The organism is Alicyclobacillus macrosporangiidus CPP55, from assembly GCF_000702485.1.
Lineage (GTDB): Bacteria > Bacillota > Bacilli > Alicyclobacillales > Alicyclobacillaceae > Alicyclobacillus_H > Alicyclobacillus_H macrosporangiidus_B.
The window spans coordinates 797,880-814,758 of the sequence record NZ_JNIL01000001.1 but is presented as its reverse complement, the minus strand read 5'-3'; the positions used below and the strand labels follow the sequence as shown (position 1 = coordinate 814,758).

The window sequence follows — 16,879 nt, the reverse complement described above, 5'->3', positions numbered from 1 at the left end:
TTTTTCGATAGGGATAATCTTCCTTGGAGAGGTTTCCCTATATCGGCATGCGCCAAGAGCAGGCTGAACTGATGGAGCGTGTGCGGTCCGCCGAAACGGGCCACGGGGGTGTGGTCATCGTGAACGGGGAGGCGGGCGCCGGCAAGACCTCCCTCGTGCGACAGGTTCTGTCGCGCACCAGCACATCATCGGTCACGGCGTACTGCCTGGGAGGCGACGAAAATCCGCCCTTTGGCCCTTGGCTGGACATGATCCGGCGATTGCACCAGGACAAGGGATGGGATCGCGACACCCTGCCGGCTCCGTTCGGTTCCTCGCCCAGCCAATGGTCGGCCCACGAGGTGGCGGGGATGATAGCCCACTGGTTGGGCCACCGGGGTCAGCCCTTGGCCGTGCACATCGAGGATGTGCACGCTGCGGACACGGCCTCCCTGGACATCCTGCGCCACCTGGTGACCCAGTTGCGGGACTGGCCAGTCCTCGTCATCGGAACGTATCGTACGGATGAATTGACGCGAAGGCACCCGCTTTGGCACTTGTTGCCCGAAATGGTGCGGTACGGAGCGGTACGGATTCGGATGAGGCGATTGACTCGGGAAGAAGTGGCAGAATTATTGGATAAAACGGTGAAGGAAGGCTGGGCGCAGGTCCGGCGCGAGCCCGCTGCGGGCGCGCGGGGAACCTGGGCGGATGCTGCCGCGGCGTCTGGCGCTTCTCTCGCCGAGATCGCGGATCGGGTCTACGCGCGCACCTCCGGGCTCGCCCTGTTCGTGCGGGAATTGACGGAGCCTTTCCTCCGGACCGGGCGCGTGCCCATGCCGGACGATCCGCTGCCGGAAACACTCCAACAGGCCATCGACAGCCGTCTGCAGCGGTTGCCTGCAGGGGCTTTGGAGGTGCTGGAGACCGCCGCGTTGCTGGGAGAATGGTTCAGTTATGCCGATTTGGCGGAGGTCGTGGCACCGATGTCCGAGGAGGACCTGTCGGACGCGCTCGATGCAGCCGTAGCGCTCCATGTCATCCATCCGGAGGGCACGCAGGGGAACGAGATGGTGTTCGTGCACGCGCTGTACAGGGAGTTCTTGCTTCAGCACTTGCGCGGCGCGCGCCGTCGCCGGTGTCACGCGCGAATTGCGGAGGTGCTGGCGGGCCGCGGCGATGTGGACCTCGATACAATTGCTCACCATCTGAGCCAGGCGGGCGATCCGCGGGCCGCCGCGTACTTCTGTGCCGCTGGCGATCGAGCGCGGGTGCTGGGGCCTTGGCCCAGGCGAGGACCCGCTATTTGCGCGCGTTGGAACGGTTGCCGGAGGGACACGCGGATCGGCCTGAGATCCTCCTCAAATTGGCGCGAAGTCTGCCGGTGGAGCCCCCGGAACAGGTGGCCGCGGTCTGCCAGGAGGCGGAGTCGGCCGCACAGGCCGCAGGGCGGCCGGCCATCGCCCTGTGGGCGCGGTACCTGCGGGCGGCCGCGTACAAGCGGATCAACGATCCCCGCTTCCTGCAGGAAGCCCTGGACCTGATGGCGGCCCAGGAGGGGATGTTGGACGACCCGGAGTACCGGCGCCTGGAGCAGGACCTGTTCGGCGGGCCGGCCGGGTTTCCACGGATGGCCATGCTGCTCATCCACACGTATGTCACGGTCGGCCAGTTGGAGGAAGCCGGGGCACTGCTCCAGCGCATCTCGAAGCGGGCCTTGCCCCCGGCACGTATGGAGATCGGGGTCACCGCGATGGTCCTTCATTTCCTGCAGGGACACTTGGCGGAGGCGGCGGACGGGTGCGCGCGCGCCGTGGACGGGGCAGTGCAGCTTCGCGACTACGCCAGCGCCGTGGTGGCGGCGTGGGACGAGACCCTGGTGCGGGTGGTGGGGCCGGCCGAGCGGCCGGAGGAGCTCGATCAAGCCGCCCAAAGGCTTCGGGAACTCGAGTATCGGGCGTGGCGGCTGACAGGGTATTCCCGCCTCGGACGCGGGTTTTCGTTGACCGGGGTCTACGATTTCTTCCGAGGCGATTGGCAGAGCGCCTATCACAACTTGGTGGAGGCGGTTCGATCCTCCCCTGCCGCGATGGAGGGAACGCTCGCGTATTATGCCGGCCGGGTCCTGCTCATCAGCGGGGCCCCCGAAGAAGCGCGGCCTTTCTTCGAATCCTTGGCACCCATGGAACCCGACGAACCGTTCGCCATCACCAGCAACCTGATGGTGCTCGTGCATGCCTTGCGGGTGGAGCTGTACACCGCCCTGGGGAACGAGGCGCGGGCACGAGCGTGGATGGAGGCGGCTCTGCGCTGGCCCGCCCTCAACGCTGCACCATTTTTCCGGGCGAACGTCCGTCTGGCCTGTGCGGTGTACTATCAGGCGTTTGGCGACCCTGTCCGGGCGCGGCAGGAAGCCGAAATGGCCCTCCAGGACGCCGAGGCCGTGCGCTCCAGCCTTACCCTCATGGAGGCCCACCGGAAACTCGGCGAACTCGCCGCCCTTGTTCAGGACCGAAACACGGCCAGGGCGCATTTCGAGCACGCCATGGCGCTGGCCGAACGCTGCCAGTTTCCCTTTGAGCTGGCGCTGATCCGGTTGAGTAGGAGCACGTGGCTCGGCGGCACCGCCGAAGCCGAGGCGGAGATGCGTGAGGTGTGCGCGTACTTCGAACGGATCGGCGCCACCCCGGCCTTGGCCATGGCGCGCAAGCGGCTCGAGGCCGCGGCGAGAGGTTCGGACCGGGCGGGTACGCTGTCCGCGTCGGCCGCCCGAGGTGTCTCTGTCGGTCGGCCGGACGGAGGGCTGGTAGAGGGATTGACGGACAAGGAGCGGGAGGTGTTGATGTTGATGGCAGCCGGCATGCCGAGCCGGGTGATTGCGAAGCACCTCGGCATCTCTTTGGGGACGGTGAAGACGCACATCCACCACATCTACCAAAAACTGACCGTTTCCGACCGCTGGAGCGCCATCGAGTGGGCGCGCAAAAATCTCGGGGTGTAGCTGCCTGTCCAGACTAGCGAACGGCTGCGCGGCCCTGGGCGAAGTTGGCGTTGGGCCACCCAGACGAGCAGAACGATGCCGATGACGACATCTTTCGCATACTGCACGTGGAGATTCCTTCTTTGAGCTCCTGTGCGAATCGACACAGGTGTTGGAGCGTCAGCCTCAACGGGTTCTTACGGGAGGATATCTCAAACGGCCGCGCGCGGTTGTCTGTCACGCGGTGGATGTTTTCTTGCTTGCGACTTAGTTTTGTAACCCCCACGCCATCTCCTGCAATACCTCCAATTCGCGGTCGGTGAGGGGTTCCGCGACGTCTCCTATGTCACCGCGTTCCCCGAGGTACTCCATTTCTTCTCCTTCTCTACTGAAAGGTTCTTCATGCGGACTCTGCACGATCCGTCCCAGCACTTCCGCGGCCGCCCCCGTCCGGTACAGCGCATGTCCGCGGTGCACCACGCGGATGGCGTCCATCAGCGCACCGGCGTCCTCGTCTTCCGGCGCACGTCCTGAAAGCTCCGGCGGACGACGGCGACGAGTTCGTCCAGCTGCGATGCGGAGCCCTCCCTGTCCTGACGGACACGCACGCGCAGGGCTTGCAGTTGGACCACGAGGGTTGTCAGGGCCTCAGGGCGGTATGAGGTTGTCCGAATCGTGTCGCTTTGTCCGCGGCCCAGCCGCCGTGCAGAAGGGTGAGTTCCGTCTCGTCCTGACGGCCTTCACCGAGTTCGAACACCACATGCCAGTCCGTGCTCCAAAGGAACGCACGCGATGGGGCGAGCATTATCTCGGTGCGTCTGCCTCTGTGTCAGATAACGAATTAATGTAATGAAAACTAACATTACATGTTGTGAATTGTGGTTCATGTTTCGTATACTGACACCGTGCACGCATGATTGTGAAGGGTGTGGTAAGTTTTATGCATGTAAATTGACATTACGTTGCAGGGGCGAAGGGACCAAGGCGCAATGGCAGCCATAGGGAGGTTGTACAAGATGAAGGAGAGCCGTACGACCATCGGATCGACCAGGTGGGTCCAGTTAGTTCTTGGAATTGTGTGCATGATGGCCATCTCCAGTCCTCAGTACACCTGGACGTTGTTTGTGGGGGATTTGCAGTCGCGGTTCGATGTTGGGCTGACCGTGCTCCAGGTGACATTCACGCTGCTGGTGGTAGTTCAGACATGGTTTTCACCGGTGCAGGCTTATCTGATTGAGCATTTTGGTCCGCGCCGTCTGATTGCCTTCGGAGGGGTGTTGACAGGATTCAGCTGGGTATTGGCTGCCTTCGCGCAAAGCGTGTTCGCGCTCTATCTGTCCTACGGGGTGATGGGGGGGCTCGGCACTGGCATCGTCTACGTGGGCATTGTCGGGCTGATGGTCCGGTGGTTTCCGGATCGACGCGGTTTGGCGAGCGGTTTGGTCGCGGCCGGATACGGAATGGGCGCAATTCTGACGACGTTTCCCATCACCCACAGTTTGAAGGCCTACGGATACGCCTCAACCTTGGTTTGGTTTGGCGTTGTTCAGGGGATGGTGGTTCTTGTCGCCGCCCAGGGTTTGAAGAAACCACCGACGACGTCTGTCGTTTCCGACAAACGGGATCGCGGTGACGCCCAAGAGGTCTCGTTCGCCACGGACACGCACGACATGAGCCATCCGCCGCAGGTGGTGCTGCGGACGCCACTGTTTTGGTTGATGTTCCTCATGATGTCTCTTCTGTCCACGAGCGGATTGATGATCACGTCGGAAGTGGGCCCGTTTGCCAAGGATTTTGGGGTCAGTGGAGCACTGGTCTTCGGGATGAGCGCCCTGCCGCTGTCGCTGACGCTTTCACGTCTGGCGAACGGTCTGACTCGGCCCTTCTTTGGATGGGTTTCCGACAGAATTGGACGTGAAGCCACGATGACATTGGCATTCACGTTGGAGGCGGGTGCGATTCTGCTGTTGCTCGGGTTGAGGAACCACCCGGTGGCGTTCGTGTTGCTAACGAGTCTGGCGTTCTTTGGATGGGGAGAGATTTTTTCGTTGTTTCCCGCGACATTGACGGACACGTTTGGACCCAGATATGCAACCCAAAACTACGGGTTTTTGTACATTGCGCAAGGGATCGGTTCGTTACTGGGAGGTCCTTTTTCCGCTTACCTCCGCGAGGTGACCGGGAGTTGGACACCGGTCTTTTTACTCGTGGCTTCATTGGACCTCCTGACCGCATTCCTCGCCTTCGTCGTGCTGCGTCCTGCGAGGGCACGCTGGGCGCAGCGGACAACCGGATCCAGGTCTCTCCCGGTGCGCATGGAAGGGGTGGAAGGTTGATGCAAGGCTTTCGCAGTGTTCTCGCGCCGCGCGGAATGGTTACGTCTCCCCACTGGTTGGCGACGTCATCGGGGTTGTCCGTGTTGCGCGACGGAGGCAATGCGGTTGAGGCCGCCTTGGCGGCCGCCACAGTATTGGCCGTGGTGTATCCGCACATGAACGGTGTGGGGGGAGACAGCTTTTGGCTTTTCTATGACGCGAACACCGGTGATGTGGACGCTCTGATTGCAGCGGGCACAGCCGGCCGCCAGTGCAATTTCCAGACGTTGCGGAGCGCGGGTGTGGAAGACGCCATTCCCAGGCGGGGTCCGCTGTCGGTCGTGACGGTGCCGGGGGCCGTGGATGGGTGGTGCGAGGCATACAGGTACTCCAAGGAAAGGTTGGGTGGCCGGAAGCCATTCTCTTCGCTGTTTCGTGACGCCATCTACTATGCCGAGCACGGTTTTCCAGTGTCGCCAAGCCATGCAGTGTGGTTGCGTAAGGCCATCGGCAGGGCGTCAGTGGTGTCTGGGGGTCTGGAACGTTTTGCTGGATTCCGAAAAACATTCTTGAAGCCCGATGGTTCTCCTTATGGCCGGGGCGAACGCTTTGTGCAGGTCGAACTCGCGAATACGTTGTCGCAGATTGCAACGGGCGGCCGAGAGGCGTTCTACGAGGGGTGGGTTGCAAAGGAGATTTGTAGAGAATTAGAGCGTTTGGGCGGTCTCCTGGAGGAAGAGGACTTTGCTCACTACCGGTGCGAGTGGACAAAACCGTTGACCACCCGTTTCAGGGACTGGACCGTTCTGAACGTCCCGCCTCCGAGTCAAGGGATCCTTTCCTTGGCGCTATTGAACATACTGGAATGTTTTCCTGTTAACGATATATCCGATGGCTCTGCCGACTATTATCACTTGATGATTGAGGCCACCAAGTGTGTGTTTGCCGACAGGGACCTGGTGGCCGATCCGAATTTTGCAGAAGTTCCCTTGAACGCCCTGCTCTCCAAGACCCGCGCGGCGGAGTATGCGAAGCGGATCGACATCGACACGGCCGCAACTGTGAGCAAATCAGCGATGGTGGAAGGGGACACCGTATGGCTGGGTGTGGTCGATGAACGGGGGAACGCCGTGTCCATGATACAAAGTTTGTATTTCGATTTTGGTTCTGGGGTCGTAGCGGGGAATACGGGTGTACTGCTTCAGAACAGAGGTTGCTCTTTCGTCCTGAGTCCGGGACACCCCAACGGGATTGCACCTGGAAAGCGCCCTTTCCACACGTTGAATCCTGCCATGGTTCTTCATGGGGATGGTGCATTGGAGATGGTGTACGGAACCATGGGGGGAGACGGACAACCTCAGACACAAGCGGCTCTGGTCACGCGGATCCTGGACATGGGCATGGATATTCAAACGGCGATTGATGCACCACGTTGGCTCTATGGGCGCACATGGGGGGAACAGAGCACCCACGTGTATCTGGAGTCAAGAATTCCCGTGCATGTTGTCGAAGAGTTGGTCCGTAGGGGTCACGACGTGGTGATGGTGGACCCGTGGGATGATCGCATGGGCCATGCCCAAGCCATCTGGATTGACCCGCGCTCTGGAGTCCGTCATGGGGGGGCAGATCCCCGTGGTGACGGCATGGCGGCAGGGTTCTGATACATGTGCGCTTCGCCAGGCTGTGCGATATCATGAGGACTACCGTGTCACCTTTTCACTGACAGGTTCGAATGTGTGTTCCCTTTTCTTTCGCCCATCTCGTGTGGAGGAGGTTCCATGGTGATTCGAGTCCGTTTTGTGAGCATTCCGGCGTGTTTGGGCCTCACGCTTCCCGTCACGGTTCGGGTACTCGAATAGGGATCTCTGGATGATACTAGTCACGTGAAGGGAGGGGCGGCGTTTGCGGATCGCCATGAGTCAATTGCAACAGGCGCAGGAGATTCTGTTGCGCCACGGGTTTTCGAAGCAGCACGAGCGGATCTTCTCGATGGACCGGGTGGAAGGCGGGCGCGGTGTGCAGTGCTTGGTGGGGCTGGACCGGGCGGATGACCCGAATCAGCTGGAGATCAACGTCCGCTGCCTGGAGCGCCCTGTGGAACCGGGAAAGAAAGGGGCGGACATCGCGCGGGTGCGCGTGATCGATGTGGAGCAGGCACCCGCGTCCATCCGCAGCGCGGCGGAGGCGGCGTTGGCCGCACTGGGGGCTCTTGCCGGCGGGTGACGGTAAATGCAGCCCACGGCGCGTCACTCCGCCCGGTGGAGTCCAGACAGTTCGGCTCGGTACGCGCGGCCCCAGGCCGACATGGCCTCCAACACGGACTTGGTCGTGCGTCCGAGCTCGGTAAGGGAATACTCCACCCACGGTGGGATCTGAGCATGCACCTCACGGTGCACGAGGCCGTCCTGTTCCAGTTCCCGCAGCTGCTGTGTCAACATCTTGGCCGTGATTCCGCCGAGGCGGCGCTGCAGCTCGCCAAATCGGAGCACCCCGTCCTGCAGGTGGCAAAGAATCATCGGTTTCCACTTCCCGCCGATCACGCTTAACGTTGTCTCCACCGCTTCCCGAAATGCGGCATCCCCCATCCGTCTCACCTCCCAATGGGCACATGGGCTCCTCACGCCCAAGCTACTTCCCTCTTGGATACTATGGTTCCCGATTGTACGTACTTGCCTTGTGGGATTGTATCACCCATAATCGCCGTTGGAAAGGACGGAGATGCCCATGACCATGCGCGTATCCGCGGTGCAGCACCATCTGCACACCATCTCTCATTTTGACGATTTTGCACGCCAAGTGACCCATTACGTCAAGGCCGCGGCGGAGTTTTCCGCACAGTACGTGCTCTTCCCGGAGCTGTTCACGACGCAGCTGATGTCCATCGGGGACAGTAAGGCAGAGGCCCTGCCCATTGAGGCGCTGCCCTCGTTCACACCCGCCTATCTGGACCTGTTTCGGGGGTTGGCTCGGGATCACGGCATGTATCTCATCGGGGGCACGCACATCATCGAGCGCGGTGGCCGGCTGTACAACGTGGCGCATCTGTTCACACCCGATGGCACCGTCCATGAGCAGCCCAAGCTGCACCTGACGCCGACGGAGGTGGAGGAGTGGCGCATCCATCCGGGGGACGCCCTGCAGGTGTTCGAAACTGAAGGCGGGCGTATCGCCATCCTCGTATGCTATGACATCGAGTTTCCGGAGCTCGCCAGAATGGCGCGGGCGCGCGGTGCAGACGTGCTGTTTTGCCCGAGCTGCACCGACGACAAGCACGGGTTTTACCGAGTGCGTTACTGCAGTCACGCACGGGCCATCGAGGATCAGGTGTACGTCATCACCACCGGCACCGTGGGTGCTCTGCCGACGGTCGATTGGATGCGGTCCAACGTGGGCCAGGCGGTCGTCGTCACGCCGAACGATTTGCCGTTCCCACCGGGGGGCGTCCTGGCGGAGGGCGAGGTGAACCAGGACATGATCATCACCGCCGATCTCGACCTGGAACTTCTGCGCCGCCATCGCGATCGCGGTTCCGTGCGCACGTGGCAGGATCGCCGGCCAAACCTGTATGGGGAGATTCGTTGACGCCAGGGACGAGGAGGAGGTCCCCATGTACCGCCAGGAATGGTACGTGTTTGATGGCGCCACGCCGCGCCGCGCCCGCATCCGCAACTACACGGAGGCGGATTTCGACGGGCTCATCGACATCCAGCGCGAGTGCTTTCCGCCCCCGTTCCCTTCCGAGCTTTGGTGGAACGAGACACAGTTGAGGGAGCATGTGACGCGTTTCCCCGAGGGGGCCCTGTGCGTTGAGGTGGAGGGAGAGCTGGCAGGATCGATGACGACGATGATGGTGCGGTTCGATCCCGCCGCTCCCCGCCACACCTGGGCGGAGATGACGGACGAGGGATACATCCGCACGCACCGGCCGGACGGCGACACCCTGTACGTGGTCGACATCAGCGTACGGCCACGCTACCGCCGGCTCGGCCTCGGTAAGTGGTTGATGCAGTCCATGTATCACCTGGTGGTGCATAAGCGCCTCATCCGGTTGTTGGGCGGGGGCCGCATGCCGGGCTACCACCGAGTGGCCGACCGGATGTGTCCCGAGGCGTACGTGGATGCGGTGGTCCGGGGAGATCTTCAGGACCCGGTTTTGACGTTCCTACTGCGCTGCGGACGCACGCCGGTGGCGGTGGTGCCAGGCTACCTGGAGGATGAGGAATCCCGCAACCACGCCGTGTTGATGGAATGGAAAAACCCGTTCCTTGCGTGAAAAGGAGGAGTGGATATGGAGCTTCACCGCGTCACCCGCATCGACGATCCGCGCTTTGCCGACCTGTACGCACTCCTGCAACGGGTGTTTCCGCCGGAGGAAGTGCTCGCGTTCGACGAATGGGCGGAGCCGTTGGCAGACGAGGGATTGCGCGTGGTGGTGGCCGTGGAGGATGGCCAGGTCGTGGGCGCGACCGAGTACCGGTATTACCCGGATCTCGAAGTGGGCATGATTGATTTTACCATCATCACCGAGCCCGGGCGGTCGGTGGGGCGTTTGCTGTGGCGCCATCGCCTGCGCGACATGGAGGCGTGGGCGGCGGAAAGCGGCCGGCGGCTGATCGGGTTGTTTGCCGAAGTTTACGATCCGCAGCGCATCTCGCAGCACGATTTCGGCGGACTGACTGTGATGCACCCCGTCGTCCGCCGGGAGGTACTTTCCCACCTCGGATTCCGCCGGCTTGACTTCCTTTACGTGCACCCGTCCTGGCAGAACGACGGGGAAGCGGTCGGAAATCTGGACCTGTGCTTCTGGCCGTCCGACGAAGACCAATCGGTGATCGATGCGTCGCTCGTGGCGTCGTTTCTGGAGCGGTATTACACGGTGCTGCCCAACAAGCCGCAATCGTGGCATCGGATGGTCGCCGACCTGCGGGCGCTCGGGACGGTCGCGCTGGCAGGCTTGTGAGCGCCATGGTGTCGCTAGGGGAAGATCGTATTGCGGGTGAAGTGGGCCGTCGCCGTGAAAGCCCGTGAGCGCGCCGTAACATGCACAGCAGCATCCCGCCAGAATGGGGCCGCCGGTATATTGTCCGGCGGCCTGCAACGTTTTTGCGGACTCGTGTGTCATTCAGGTGAGGGGTGCAAGGAGGCAGAGTTTGTGGATGGTCCCAAGACAGACACATGGCCGGAAGAACTTCAGGATGTGAATGGGTTTACCCGCTTCGCGGAGGCGGTCGTGCCGCGGGCGCTGCGGCTGGCGGCCCGATGGACGGGCGACGTGCAGCGGGCGGAGGACCTGGTGCAGGAGGCGCTGACCCGCACATGGCAAACGCGCCACCGTATCCGGGCCTCTCCGGAGGCGTGGATGCTCCGGATCTTGTGGCGGTTGTTCTTGAATGAGCGGCGCCGAACCAGGCCAACTGACCTCCGTTGGGATGTGGATGCCGATGCGGCCGCGGAGGGTATCCCGCAGGAGCGTGCGCTGGATCGCATGTGGATCGGAGAGCTTCTGGCCGCGCTTCCGGAGCGGGATCGACAGTTGTTGGCCATGCGATACGGCGAGGATCTCACGGTGCAGCAAATCGCGGCCATCACGGGGATGCGCGAAGGGACGGTGAAGGCGCGCCTGAGCCGTGCGTTGCGGCGGCTGCGTGAGGCGGACGAGTTGGCCGGAGGGCATCGCGGTGCCCGGAGATGGGAATGCGGCGAGACGGACGGAGGATGAGGCGGATGACGGAAGATAGACAGCCGGTCGACGCACGAATCGCAGAGCTGGAAGAGGCCCTGCGGCGCTACTTTGCCGAAACCGCACCCCCGGTGGCGGCGGACGTGCCGGATATGGTGCGGAAGGCGGTACGTTCATCGACGGACGGGCAGCCGGGAGGGTGGCCGCGTGCGATCCGATGGTTCCGGCGAAGCGCCCTCGGTCTGGCCGGGTGCGCCGCGGTCGTGATGGGAGCGCGGGCGGCACTGTATTACGCCCCCAATTGGGCGGAGACCGTCTACGCCGCCGTCGAGGGCGTTCCCGGTGCGCAGTGGTTGATTCTGCCCCAGGATCGAGGTTTGGCGCGCCTCGCCCACGAGGGAGGCATCCAGACGCTGGATGTGTCGGCGACGGACAACGGCCTGACCGTGCACGTGTCGGGGGCGTACGCGGACAGCGCCAGGATCGTGTTGTTCATGCGGATCGACGGCGCCGTCTCCGATGGTGGCTGGTGGAATCCCGACTTATCCAGGGTCGCCATCACGGATCAGTTCGGCCACGTGTACCGGTTTTCGAGCGGCCACTGGGACACGGAGACCGGAGCGGGGGAGTTGACATTCGATGGCGTGCCCGCGTGGAAGTTGGCCCTGGGACTGCGTCTGGCGTTGCATATCGACGAGATGGAATGGCAGACGGCGGACGGGTCACAGGAAAAGCACCGGTCAGGTCATTGGGTGCTCAGTTGGATGCAAAACCCGGCGGGTTCGGAGCGCACCGTCACGGTGAACCGGAGCGCGTCGGATGGAGGGGTGACCCTGCGGCTCGACACCATCCTCCTCACCCAGGGCAGCGCGGAGTTTCGTCTGTCCGGTGAACGGTCGGCGCCCTCCGGGAGAACATCGTCGGTGAAGGCCGATGATCGGCCGGAGGTGGTCTGCCTGGACAGCGGTGAACGGTATCCGATGCTGTCCGCCGGAACTGACATGCGTGGACGGATTGTGGAGATGAAGGTCATGACCGCGCCGCTGCAACCGGGGCACCGCTACGAACTTATCGTCCATCGGGTGGGGGAGGTCACGGGGACCTGGGTGTTTCCGTTCACTCTATCCTGACGCCGGTCCTGCAGGGAGCATGCATGTGTCATGGGTCCTGCACAAAACCCCCGATGCGATCCGGAAACTCACCGGTGTACAGACCGTTCTGGGGCCCGCTGTACCGGGCTTGGCCGAGCTTCAACCGTTCGATATACGCACGCACCTGCCGCCGCTGGTGTTCATCGAGAGACGAGATCAGGTCGTGCAGCTCATTTTCTTCCGTGCGCGCGACTGGATGGCGCTCCGTCTCTCGCCGATCCGTTCGATCCCGTTGCACATCCATGCCCCCCTCCTGCGGATATCCGATAGGATGCACGTGGAGGCCGGCCTTATGCAGCGTGCCCTCTTACGAACGGGTGGTCCCTTGCGTGTCGGCCGCGGCTGCGGTCGCGGCTCGGGCGTCCGGCGCAACGCCGCGATGCCGGAACGACAGGATGAGCAGGAGGGTGGTGACCACAAAGACGGCGACGAACGCCACCGGCGCCACCCTGTGCATGTACGGATGCCAGGGGGCGCGGAGAAAGATTGGGTCGTCCGCGGCCATGCGGCCGGCGATCCAGGTGATATAAGCCGCCGCCAGGTACACAATCCACGGGAGTCGATCGAACACCTTGGAGATGAACCGGCTTCCGAAGATGAGAAACGGGATAGTGAAGAGAAACCCGACCAACAGGACGCTCAACCGGCCGTTGGCCGCGCCGAGCATGGCCATCGCGTTGTCCAACTCCATGCCGAGGTCCGCGACGACAATCGCGCCGATGGCTTTCCAGAGTTGGGTGGGCTGGGCGGATACGGTCGCGGCCTCTTCGGTGGCAGGACGTATGTGCTCCAGGACCAGCCGGACGGCGATCCACCACAGCATCACCCCGGCGATGGTCTTGAGCACCGGAAGCCGGATAATGAACGTGCCGGCTGCGGTGAAGAGGATCAAGAGCAGGATGGCGATGGTGCTGCCCAGCGTGATCGCCCGCTTCCGCATGGCTTCCGGTAACCGGCTCGCTGCCATGGAGATGGCGAGCGCATTGTCTCCGGACAGGATGATGTTGACCAGCGCGACGTTGGCGACGAGCAAAATCCAATCCAATGAGGACACCTCCAGAATGCGAACGAGGACAGCCGGCAGGCGCATCATAAAAGCAAAAAGCGAGACCCAGTCCGCAGCGGGGAATGAGGCGGTTCTCTCCCATTTCCTCCGCATGGACTGTAAGTCTCGCTCATGGTCCCTGATTTCGGATGGGTGCCATGGAAGGCGCCGGGTGAAGCTGGTGCCAGACCCGCATTCACCGTACTGACGGCGCACATCATCCGCGGTGCTGAGCCGCGGCAGCTACTCCCTCACAGGATGTCTGCCGTGTCACCGAGAGGTCTCGTAACCCTTTCGGTTTGTCCCGTATGAAACATAGACCTTTGGCGTTCCCTTGTCAAGTTGAAAGGACAAACATGGACGAACTGGTCCGAGGATTGCCAAAGCGGATGGGACACATTAGGATCAGGATTCAAATCAACCGTCGCGGACGGTTGGCACGGAGGGATAAAGGTGCAGGCCATTCGCTTTCCCGAGAATCCTCTGCTCACTCCAAAGGATGTACCGCCATCTCGGCCGGACCTGAAGGTCATCGGGGCATTCAATGCCGGCGTGGCGCGTTACGGGGACGAGGTGATCCTCCTGCTTCGCGTCGCAGAACAGGCAGCGGCCACGTCCGAAACCGTGGGCGTACCCGTGTACGATCCCGCCTCTGGACAGACGAAAGTACAGAAGTTTGACCGGTCGGACACGGCGTACGATTTCAGCGATCCTCGTGCGGTCCGGCGTGCCGACACCCTGGAGACGGTGTGGCTGACGTCGATGTCCCACCTGCGAGTGGCGCGAAGCCGGGACGGCCGCCACTTCACCGTGGATGAAAAGCCGCTCATACAGCCGGAGACCCCGTATGAGGCCTTCGGGGTGGAGGACCCGCGAGTGGCGAAGATCGGCGACGCCTATTACATCACGTATACCGCGGTGTCCGGTTACGGGGTGGCCGTGGGTCTGGCAGTGACCCGCGATTTCCAAAAGGTTGAACGCATGGGATTGATCTTCCCCCCGGAGAACAAGGATGTGGTGTTGTTCCCGGAGGCCGTCGAGGGACGTTACTTCGCCTTGCACCGGCCTGCGCCGAGGGGGATGGGCGCGCTCGACATCTGGATCGCCGACTCGCCGGATCTGCGGCATTGGGGGAATCACCGGTATCTGTTCGGCCGCCGGCCGGGGATGTGGGACGGCCAGCGCATCGGCGGGGGTGCGGTGCCCATCCGGACCGAAAAGGGATGGTTGGTGTTGTACCACGGCGTGGATGCGGACAACCGATATGCCATGGGAGCGGCGCTGCTGGATCTGGACGATCCCGGCCGCGTGATCGCCCGCTCCAAGGAACCCATCCTCGCACCCGAGACCGCCTACGAGATGAACGGCTTTTTCGGCGGCGTGGTGTTCTCATGCGGGGCACTGTTGGAGGGCGACCGGATCCGCATGTATTATGGCGTGGCCGATGAGGCCATCGCGGCTGCAGAATTTTCCCTGTCGGACGTCCTCGAGTCCCTGGGCGATCCGGCCGGCGCGGCGGGGCCCGCATAAGCCGGTCCCGGCGTCCGTGCCGGATCACGTGAAGATGAGGATCTCTGCGACCCAAGCGAGGAGCAACGACAGCCATCCGGCAGGGAGAACCTGCGCCGGAACGGCCCGCCCGCCTTGCCTGGTGCGCAGCGCGTCCGGCCCGCTCTGGTGCACGAAGACGTCGCCTCCTGTGGCAGTTTTGTGCCATGCTCCGATGAACACCCCGTGCGGGCGGGAAGCCCACAGGTGGCGCATGAACGCGAGAAACCAACGCAGGATTGACACCCCCAAAAGGAGGCCGGCGACGAGCCACCATACCACGCGATCCACCGTGGGGTGGCCCAGGGCGGACAACACAGGGCCCTGGGGCCACACGGTGTGGGAGACCCCCAAGCCGCGCAGCATGAAGAGGACCAATTGAACGCCCCAGTTGATACCCTCCAATCCCCAGGCGAAGGCCAACACTCCGGAGAAGATGAGAAAGGCCCAGTCCCGGGCCCGCAGGCGGTCCAGGATATAGTTCCACGCCTTGTCCGCGGCATAGCCGGCGGGGGTGAAGGACTGGACCAGGGAGTAGATCTCCCAGAGACGCCACAGCTTCCCGATGCGTCGAAACACGGTACTCCTCCTCATTCGGTTCCATACCGACATGATCCCCGTTGCACGCTCAGTTTTCAACACCGGGCTGGATTTCCAGGGTATTGCAATTCGAACGGGCGGGGGTATGATGAGAACGTCACCATTCTCGATAGGCTTGCACGGGATGTGCGAGAAAAAGGAGGGTCGAGGGTGAACAAAAAGGGCATCGTCTACGCGGTGCTGGCCTATGGTGGCTGGGGGCTGCTCCCTGTGTACTGGAAGCAGTTCGCGGACCTGCCAGCGACGGAGGTGCTCGCACACCGGGTGCTGTGGTCGGCCCTGTTCGTGTGGGGGCTTCTGTACGTGACCGGCCGGCTGCGGGACGGCCTACGGGTCGCCCAAAACCCGCGGTATCTGGCCTGGATGACCATCGGGGCGATGCTCATCACCATCAACTGGTTGACCTACATCTACGCGGTCAACTCGGGCCACATGGTGGAGGCGAGCCTCGGGTATTACATCAATCCGCTGGTGAACGTATTGCTCGGGATCGTGTTCTTGCGGGAGCGGCTGAACGCTTGGCAGTGGGGGGCGCTCGCCGTCGCGACGGCCGGGGTGGCCGTGTCGGTGTGGGCGTACGGCCGGTTCCCATGGATCGCCATCGGCCTGGCGATCTCCTTTGGCCTGTACGGGCTGACCAAAAAGAAGGTATCCGTGGAGGCAATGGAGACCTTGACGTGGGAGACCACCCTGGTTCTTCCGTTGTCCCTTCTGTACTTGGCCGTGACGCATGTGCGGGGTACGGACGGCGCGTGGTACCTGCCTCTCCCGCACCTGATCTTGTTGCTGTTCTCCGGGGTCGCTACGGCGCTGCCGTTGTTGTGGTTCGGCATGGCGGCCAAAGCGCTGAACATGACCACGCTGGGATTTGTCCAATACCTGTCGCCCACCATCACACTGTTGCTCGGGGTGTTCGTCTATCACGAGACGTTCACGGAGACGGACCTGTTGGCGTTCGCGCTCATCTGGACGGCCTTGGTGCTGTACAGCGTCTCTTCGTTGCGTCACGTCTTTAGGCGGCAGATGGGGACCGCCCCTCAAACCGCTGGGATGAAGTGAATGGATTCGTGATAGAATCGAGCCAGTGGCAGGGCTCAGGGCCGGTGGGACGAGCGTGTGGTTTGGCTGTCCGTTCGGTCACCGCCCTATGTGCAGGAGCGTGATGGGATGTTTGTCACCCGGATTCGGCCCCGCGTGTCGGAGACAGACGGGGTGGGCCACATCAACAACACCACCGTCCCCATCTGGTTTGAGGCCGGGCGGGAAGAGATCTTTCGCTTGTTCATGCCGGAGTTATCATTCAAGGATTGGAATCTCGTGATTGTCCACATGTCTATCGATTATGTGAAAGAGACGTTTTACGGGAGCGATGTCGAGGTGCACACTTGGATCCGCCGAATCGGCAATACCAGCTTCGACATCGGCGAGGCCCTATACCAGGACGGCGTCCTGCGGGCCCGCGGGATGTGCACCTATGTCTACTATTCGCTAAAGGAGCGCCGTCCGCAGCCGATCCCGCCGGACATCCGGGACCAGTTGGCGCAGCACCTGCAGGTGGAACCCGACGGGTTCGCCTGACAC

General features: G+C 62.6%; 19 protein-coding genes. 13 read left to right on the top strand and 6 right to left on the bottom strand.

Annotated elements, in window-relative coordinates; translation table 11 throughout:
* Window positions 1-23: 23 nt before the first annotated feature.
* On the top strand, window positions 24-1,523 hold the full coding sequence (locus N687_RS22815; RefSeq protein WP_035462051.1) for an ATP-binding protein: 1,500 nt from the start codon (window positions 24-26) through the stop codon (window positions 1,521-1,523).
* Window positions 1,523-2,980, top strand: coding sequence for a helix-turn-helix transcriptional regulator (locus tag N687_RS25265; RefSeq protein ID WP_331280154.1), 1,458 nt, complete (start codon window positions 1,523-1,525; stop codon window positions 2,978-2,980). The genes N687_RS22815 and N687_RS25265 overlap by 1 nt, the downstream gene beginning before the upstream one ends.
* 246 nt (window positions 2,981-3,226) lie before the next feature.
* Here N687_RS25265 and N687_RS0104300 read toward each other — a convergent pair whose 3' ends face one another.
* Window positions 3,227-3,454, bottom strand: coding sequence for a response regulator transcription factor (locus tag N687_RS0104300; RefSeq protein WP_029420685.1), 228 nt, complete (start codon window positions 3,452-3,454; stop codon window positions 3,227-3,229).
* Window positions 3,454-3,591 carry a hypothetical protein gene (locus N687_RS23685; RefSeq protein WP_156040027.1) on the bottom strand — a complete coding sequence of 46 codons (138 nt, stop codon included), beginning with the start codon at window positions 3,589-3,591 and terminating at the stop codon, window positions 3,454-3,456. The genes N687_RS0104300 and N687_RS23685 overlap by 1 nt, the downstream gene beginning before the upstream one ends.
* 384 nt (window positions 3,592-3,975) lie before the next feature.
* Here N687_RS23685 and oxlT point away from each other — a divergent pair, with 384 nt between their 5' ends.
* The 3 genes from oxlT (at window position 3,976) to N687_RS0104285 (ending at window position 7,497) form a co-directional block, all read left to right on the top strand.
* Window positions 3,976-5,295: an oxalate/formate MFS antiporter gene (oxlT, locus tag N687_RS0104295; protein ID WP_029420684.1), complete on the top strand. Its 1,320-nt coding sequence runs from the start codon at window positions 3,976-3,978 to the stop codon at window positions 5,293-5,295.
* Window positions 5,295-6,935, top strand: coding sequence for a gamma-glutamyltransferase (ggt, locus tag N687_RS0104290; protein WP_197029200.1), 1,641 nt, complete (start codon window positions 5,295-5,297; stop codon window positions 6,933-6,935). The genes oxlT and ggt overlap by 1 nt, the downstream gene beginning before the upstream one ends.
* Window positions 6,936-7,176: 241 nt before the next feature.
* Window positions 7,177-7,497 carry a hypothetical protein gene (locus N687_RS0104285; RefSeq protein WP_029420682.1) on the top strand — a complete coding sequence of 107 codons (321 nt, stop codon included), beginning with the start codon at window positions 7,177-7,179 and terminating at the stop codon, window positions 7,495-7,497.
* A gap of 23 nt (window positions 7,498-7,520) precedes the next feature.
* Here N687_RS0104285 and N687_RS0104280 read toward each other — a convergent pair whose 3' ends face one another.
* Window positions 7,521-7,859 (bottom strand): winged helix-turn-helix transcriptional regulator, encoded by a 339-nt coding sequence (locus N687_RS0104280; RefSeq protein ID WP_029420681.1) that lies wholly within the window; start codon window positions 7,857-7,859, stop codon window positions 7,521-7,523.
* A 145-nt stretch (window positions 7,860-8,004) separates the two neighbouring features.
* On the opposite strand from N687_RS0104280, the gene N687_RS0104275 reads away from it, so the two are divergent.
* The 5 genes from N687_RS0104275 (at window position 8,005) to N687_RS0104255 (ending at window position 12,084) form a co-directional block, all read left to right on the top strand.
* Window positions 8,005-8,856 carry a carbon-nitrogen hydrolase family protein gene (locus N687_RS0104275; RefSeq protein WP_029420680.1) on the top strand — a complete coding sequence of 284 codons (852 nt, stop codon included), beginning with the start codon at window positions 8,005-8,007 and terminating at the stop codon, window positions 8,854-8,856.
* A gap of 25 nt (window positions 8,857-8,881) precedes the next feature.
* Entirely contained in the window at window positions 8,882-9,547 is a 666-nt protein-coding gene (locus N687_RS0104270) for a GNAT family N-acetyltransferase (RefSeq protein WP_029420679.1), read from the top strand.
* 15 nt (window positions 9,548-9,562) lie between these two features.
* Window positions 9,563-10,234, top strand: a complete 672-nt coding sequence (locus N687_RS0104265) for a GNAT family N-acetyltransferase (RefSeq protein WP_029420678.1) — start codon at window positions 9,563-9,565, stop codon at window positions 10,232-10,234.
* Window positions 10,235-10,426: 192 nt separating this feature from the next.
* Window positions 10,427-10,993: an RNA polymerase sigma factor gene (locus tag N687_RS0104260; RefSeq protein ID WP_051662934.1), complete on the top strand. Its 567-nt coding sequence runs from the start codon at window positions 10,427-10,429 to the stop codon at window positions 10,991-10,993.
* Between the two features lie 5 nt (window positions 10,994-10,998).
* On the top strand, window positions 10,999-12,084 hold the full coding sequence (locus tag N687_RS0104255) for a DUF4179 domain-containing protein (protein ID WP_029420676.1): 1,086 nt from the start codon (window positions 10,999-11,001) through the stop codon (window positions 12,082-12,084).
* A 28-nt stretch (window positions 12,085-12,112) separates the two neighbouring features.
* Here the strand turns inward: N687_RS0104255 and N687_RS0104250 are convergent, their stop codons facing one another.
* Window positions 12,113-12,349 (bottom strand): hypothetical protein, encoded by a 237-nt coding sequence (locus N687_RS0104250; protein ID WP_029420675.1) that lies wholly within the window; start codon window positions 12,347-12,349, stop codon window positions 12,113-12,115.
* 63 nt (window positions 12,350-12,412) lie between these two features.
* Window positions 12,413-13,150, bottom strand: coding sequence for a YjbE family putative metal transport protein (locus tag N687_RS0104245; protein WP_051662933.1), 738 nt, complete (start codon window positions 13,148-13,150; stop codon window positions 12,413-12,415).
* 453 nt (window positions 13,151-13,603) lie between these two features.
* Here N687_RS0104245 and N687_RS0104240 point away from each other — a divergent pair, with 453 nt between their 5' ends.
* Entirely contained in the window at window positions 13,604-14,680 is a 1,077-nt protein-coding gene (locus N687_RS0104240) for a glycoside hydrolase family 130 protein (RefSeq protein ID WP_029420673.1), read from the top strand.
* 24 nt (window positions 14,681-14,704) lie between these two features.
* Here the strand turns inward: N687_RS0104240 and N687_RS0104235 are convergent, their stop codons facing one another.
* Window positions 14,705-15,277 (bottom strand): hypothetical protein, encoded by a 573-nt coding sequence (locus N687_RS0104235; RefSeq protein ID WP_029420672.1) that lies wholly within the window; start codon window positions 15,275-15,277, stop codon window positions 14,705-14,707.
* Between the two features lie 171 nt (window positions 15,278-15,448).
* Between N687_RS0104235 and rarD the strand changes: the two genes are divergently transcribed.
* Window positions 15,449-16,357, top strand: a complete 909-nt coding sequence (rarD, locus tag N687_RS0104230; protein ID WP_029420671.1) for an EamA family transporter RarD — start codon at window positions 15,449-15,451, stop codon at window positions 16,355-16,357.
* Between the two features lie 108 nt (window positions 16,358-16,465).
* A complete protein-coding gene (locus N687_RS0104225) occupies window positions 16,466-16,876 on the top strand; it encodes an acyl-CoA thioesterase (RefSeq protein WP_029420670.1) in 411 nt (136 codons plus the stop codon).
* The last annotated feature ends 3 nt before the right edge of the window (window positions 16,877-16,879 follow it).

Bases quoted from the DNA above. Each gene is read 5' to 3' on its own strand.
- N687_RS25265 (WP_331280154.1), top strand. From the start codon at position 1,523: ATGGCGGCCCAGGAGGGGATGTTGGACGACCCGGAGTACCGGCGCCTG.
- N687_RS0104300 (WP_029420685.1), bottom strand. From the start codon at position 3,454: ATGGACGCCATCCGCGTGGTGCACCGCGGACATGCGCTGTACCGGACG.
- oxlT (WP_029420684.1), top strand. From the start codon at position 3,976: ATGAAGGAGAGCCGTACGACCATCGGATCGACCAGGTGGGTCCAGTTA.
- ggt (WP_197029200.1), top strand. From the start codon at position 5,295: ATGCAAGGCTTTCGCAGTGTTCTCGCGCCGCGCGGAATGGTTACGTCT.
- N687_RS0104280 (WP_029420681.1), bottom strand. From the start codon at position 7,859: ATGGGGGATGCCGCATTTCGGGAAGCGGTGGAGACAACGTTAAGCGTG.
- N687_RS0104275 (WP_029420680.1), top strand. From the start codon at position 8,005: ATGCGCGTATCCGCGGTGCAGCACCATCTGCACACCATCTCTCATTTT.
- N687_RS0104270 (WP_029420679.1), top strand. From the start codon at position 8,882: ATGTACCGCCAGGAATGGTACGTGTTTGATGGCGCCACGCCGCGCCGC.
- N687_RS0104265 (WP_029420678.1), top strand. From the start codon at position 9,563: ATGGAGCTTCACCGCGTCACCCGCATCGACGATCCGCGCTTTGCCGAC.
- N687_RS0104255 (WP_029420676.1), top strand. From the start codon at position 10,999: ATGACGGAAGATAGACAGCCGGTCGACGCACGAATCGCAGAGCTGGAA.
- N687_RS0104250 (WP_029420675.1), bottom strand. From the start codon at position 12,349: ATGGATGTGCAACGGGATCGAACGGATCGGCGAGAGACGGAGCGCCAT.
- N687_RS0104225 (WP_029420670.1), top strand. From the start codon at position 16,466: ATGTTTGTCACCCGGATTCGGCCCCGCGTGTCGGAGACAGACGGGGTG.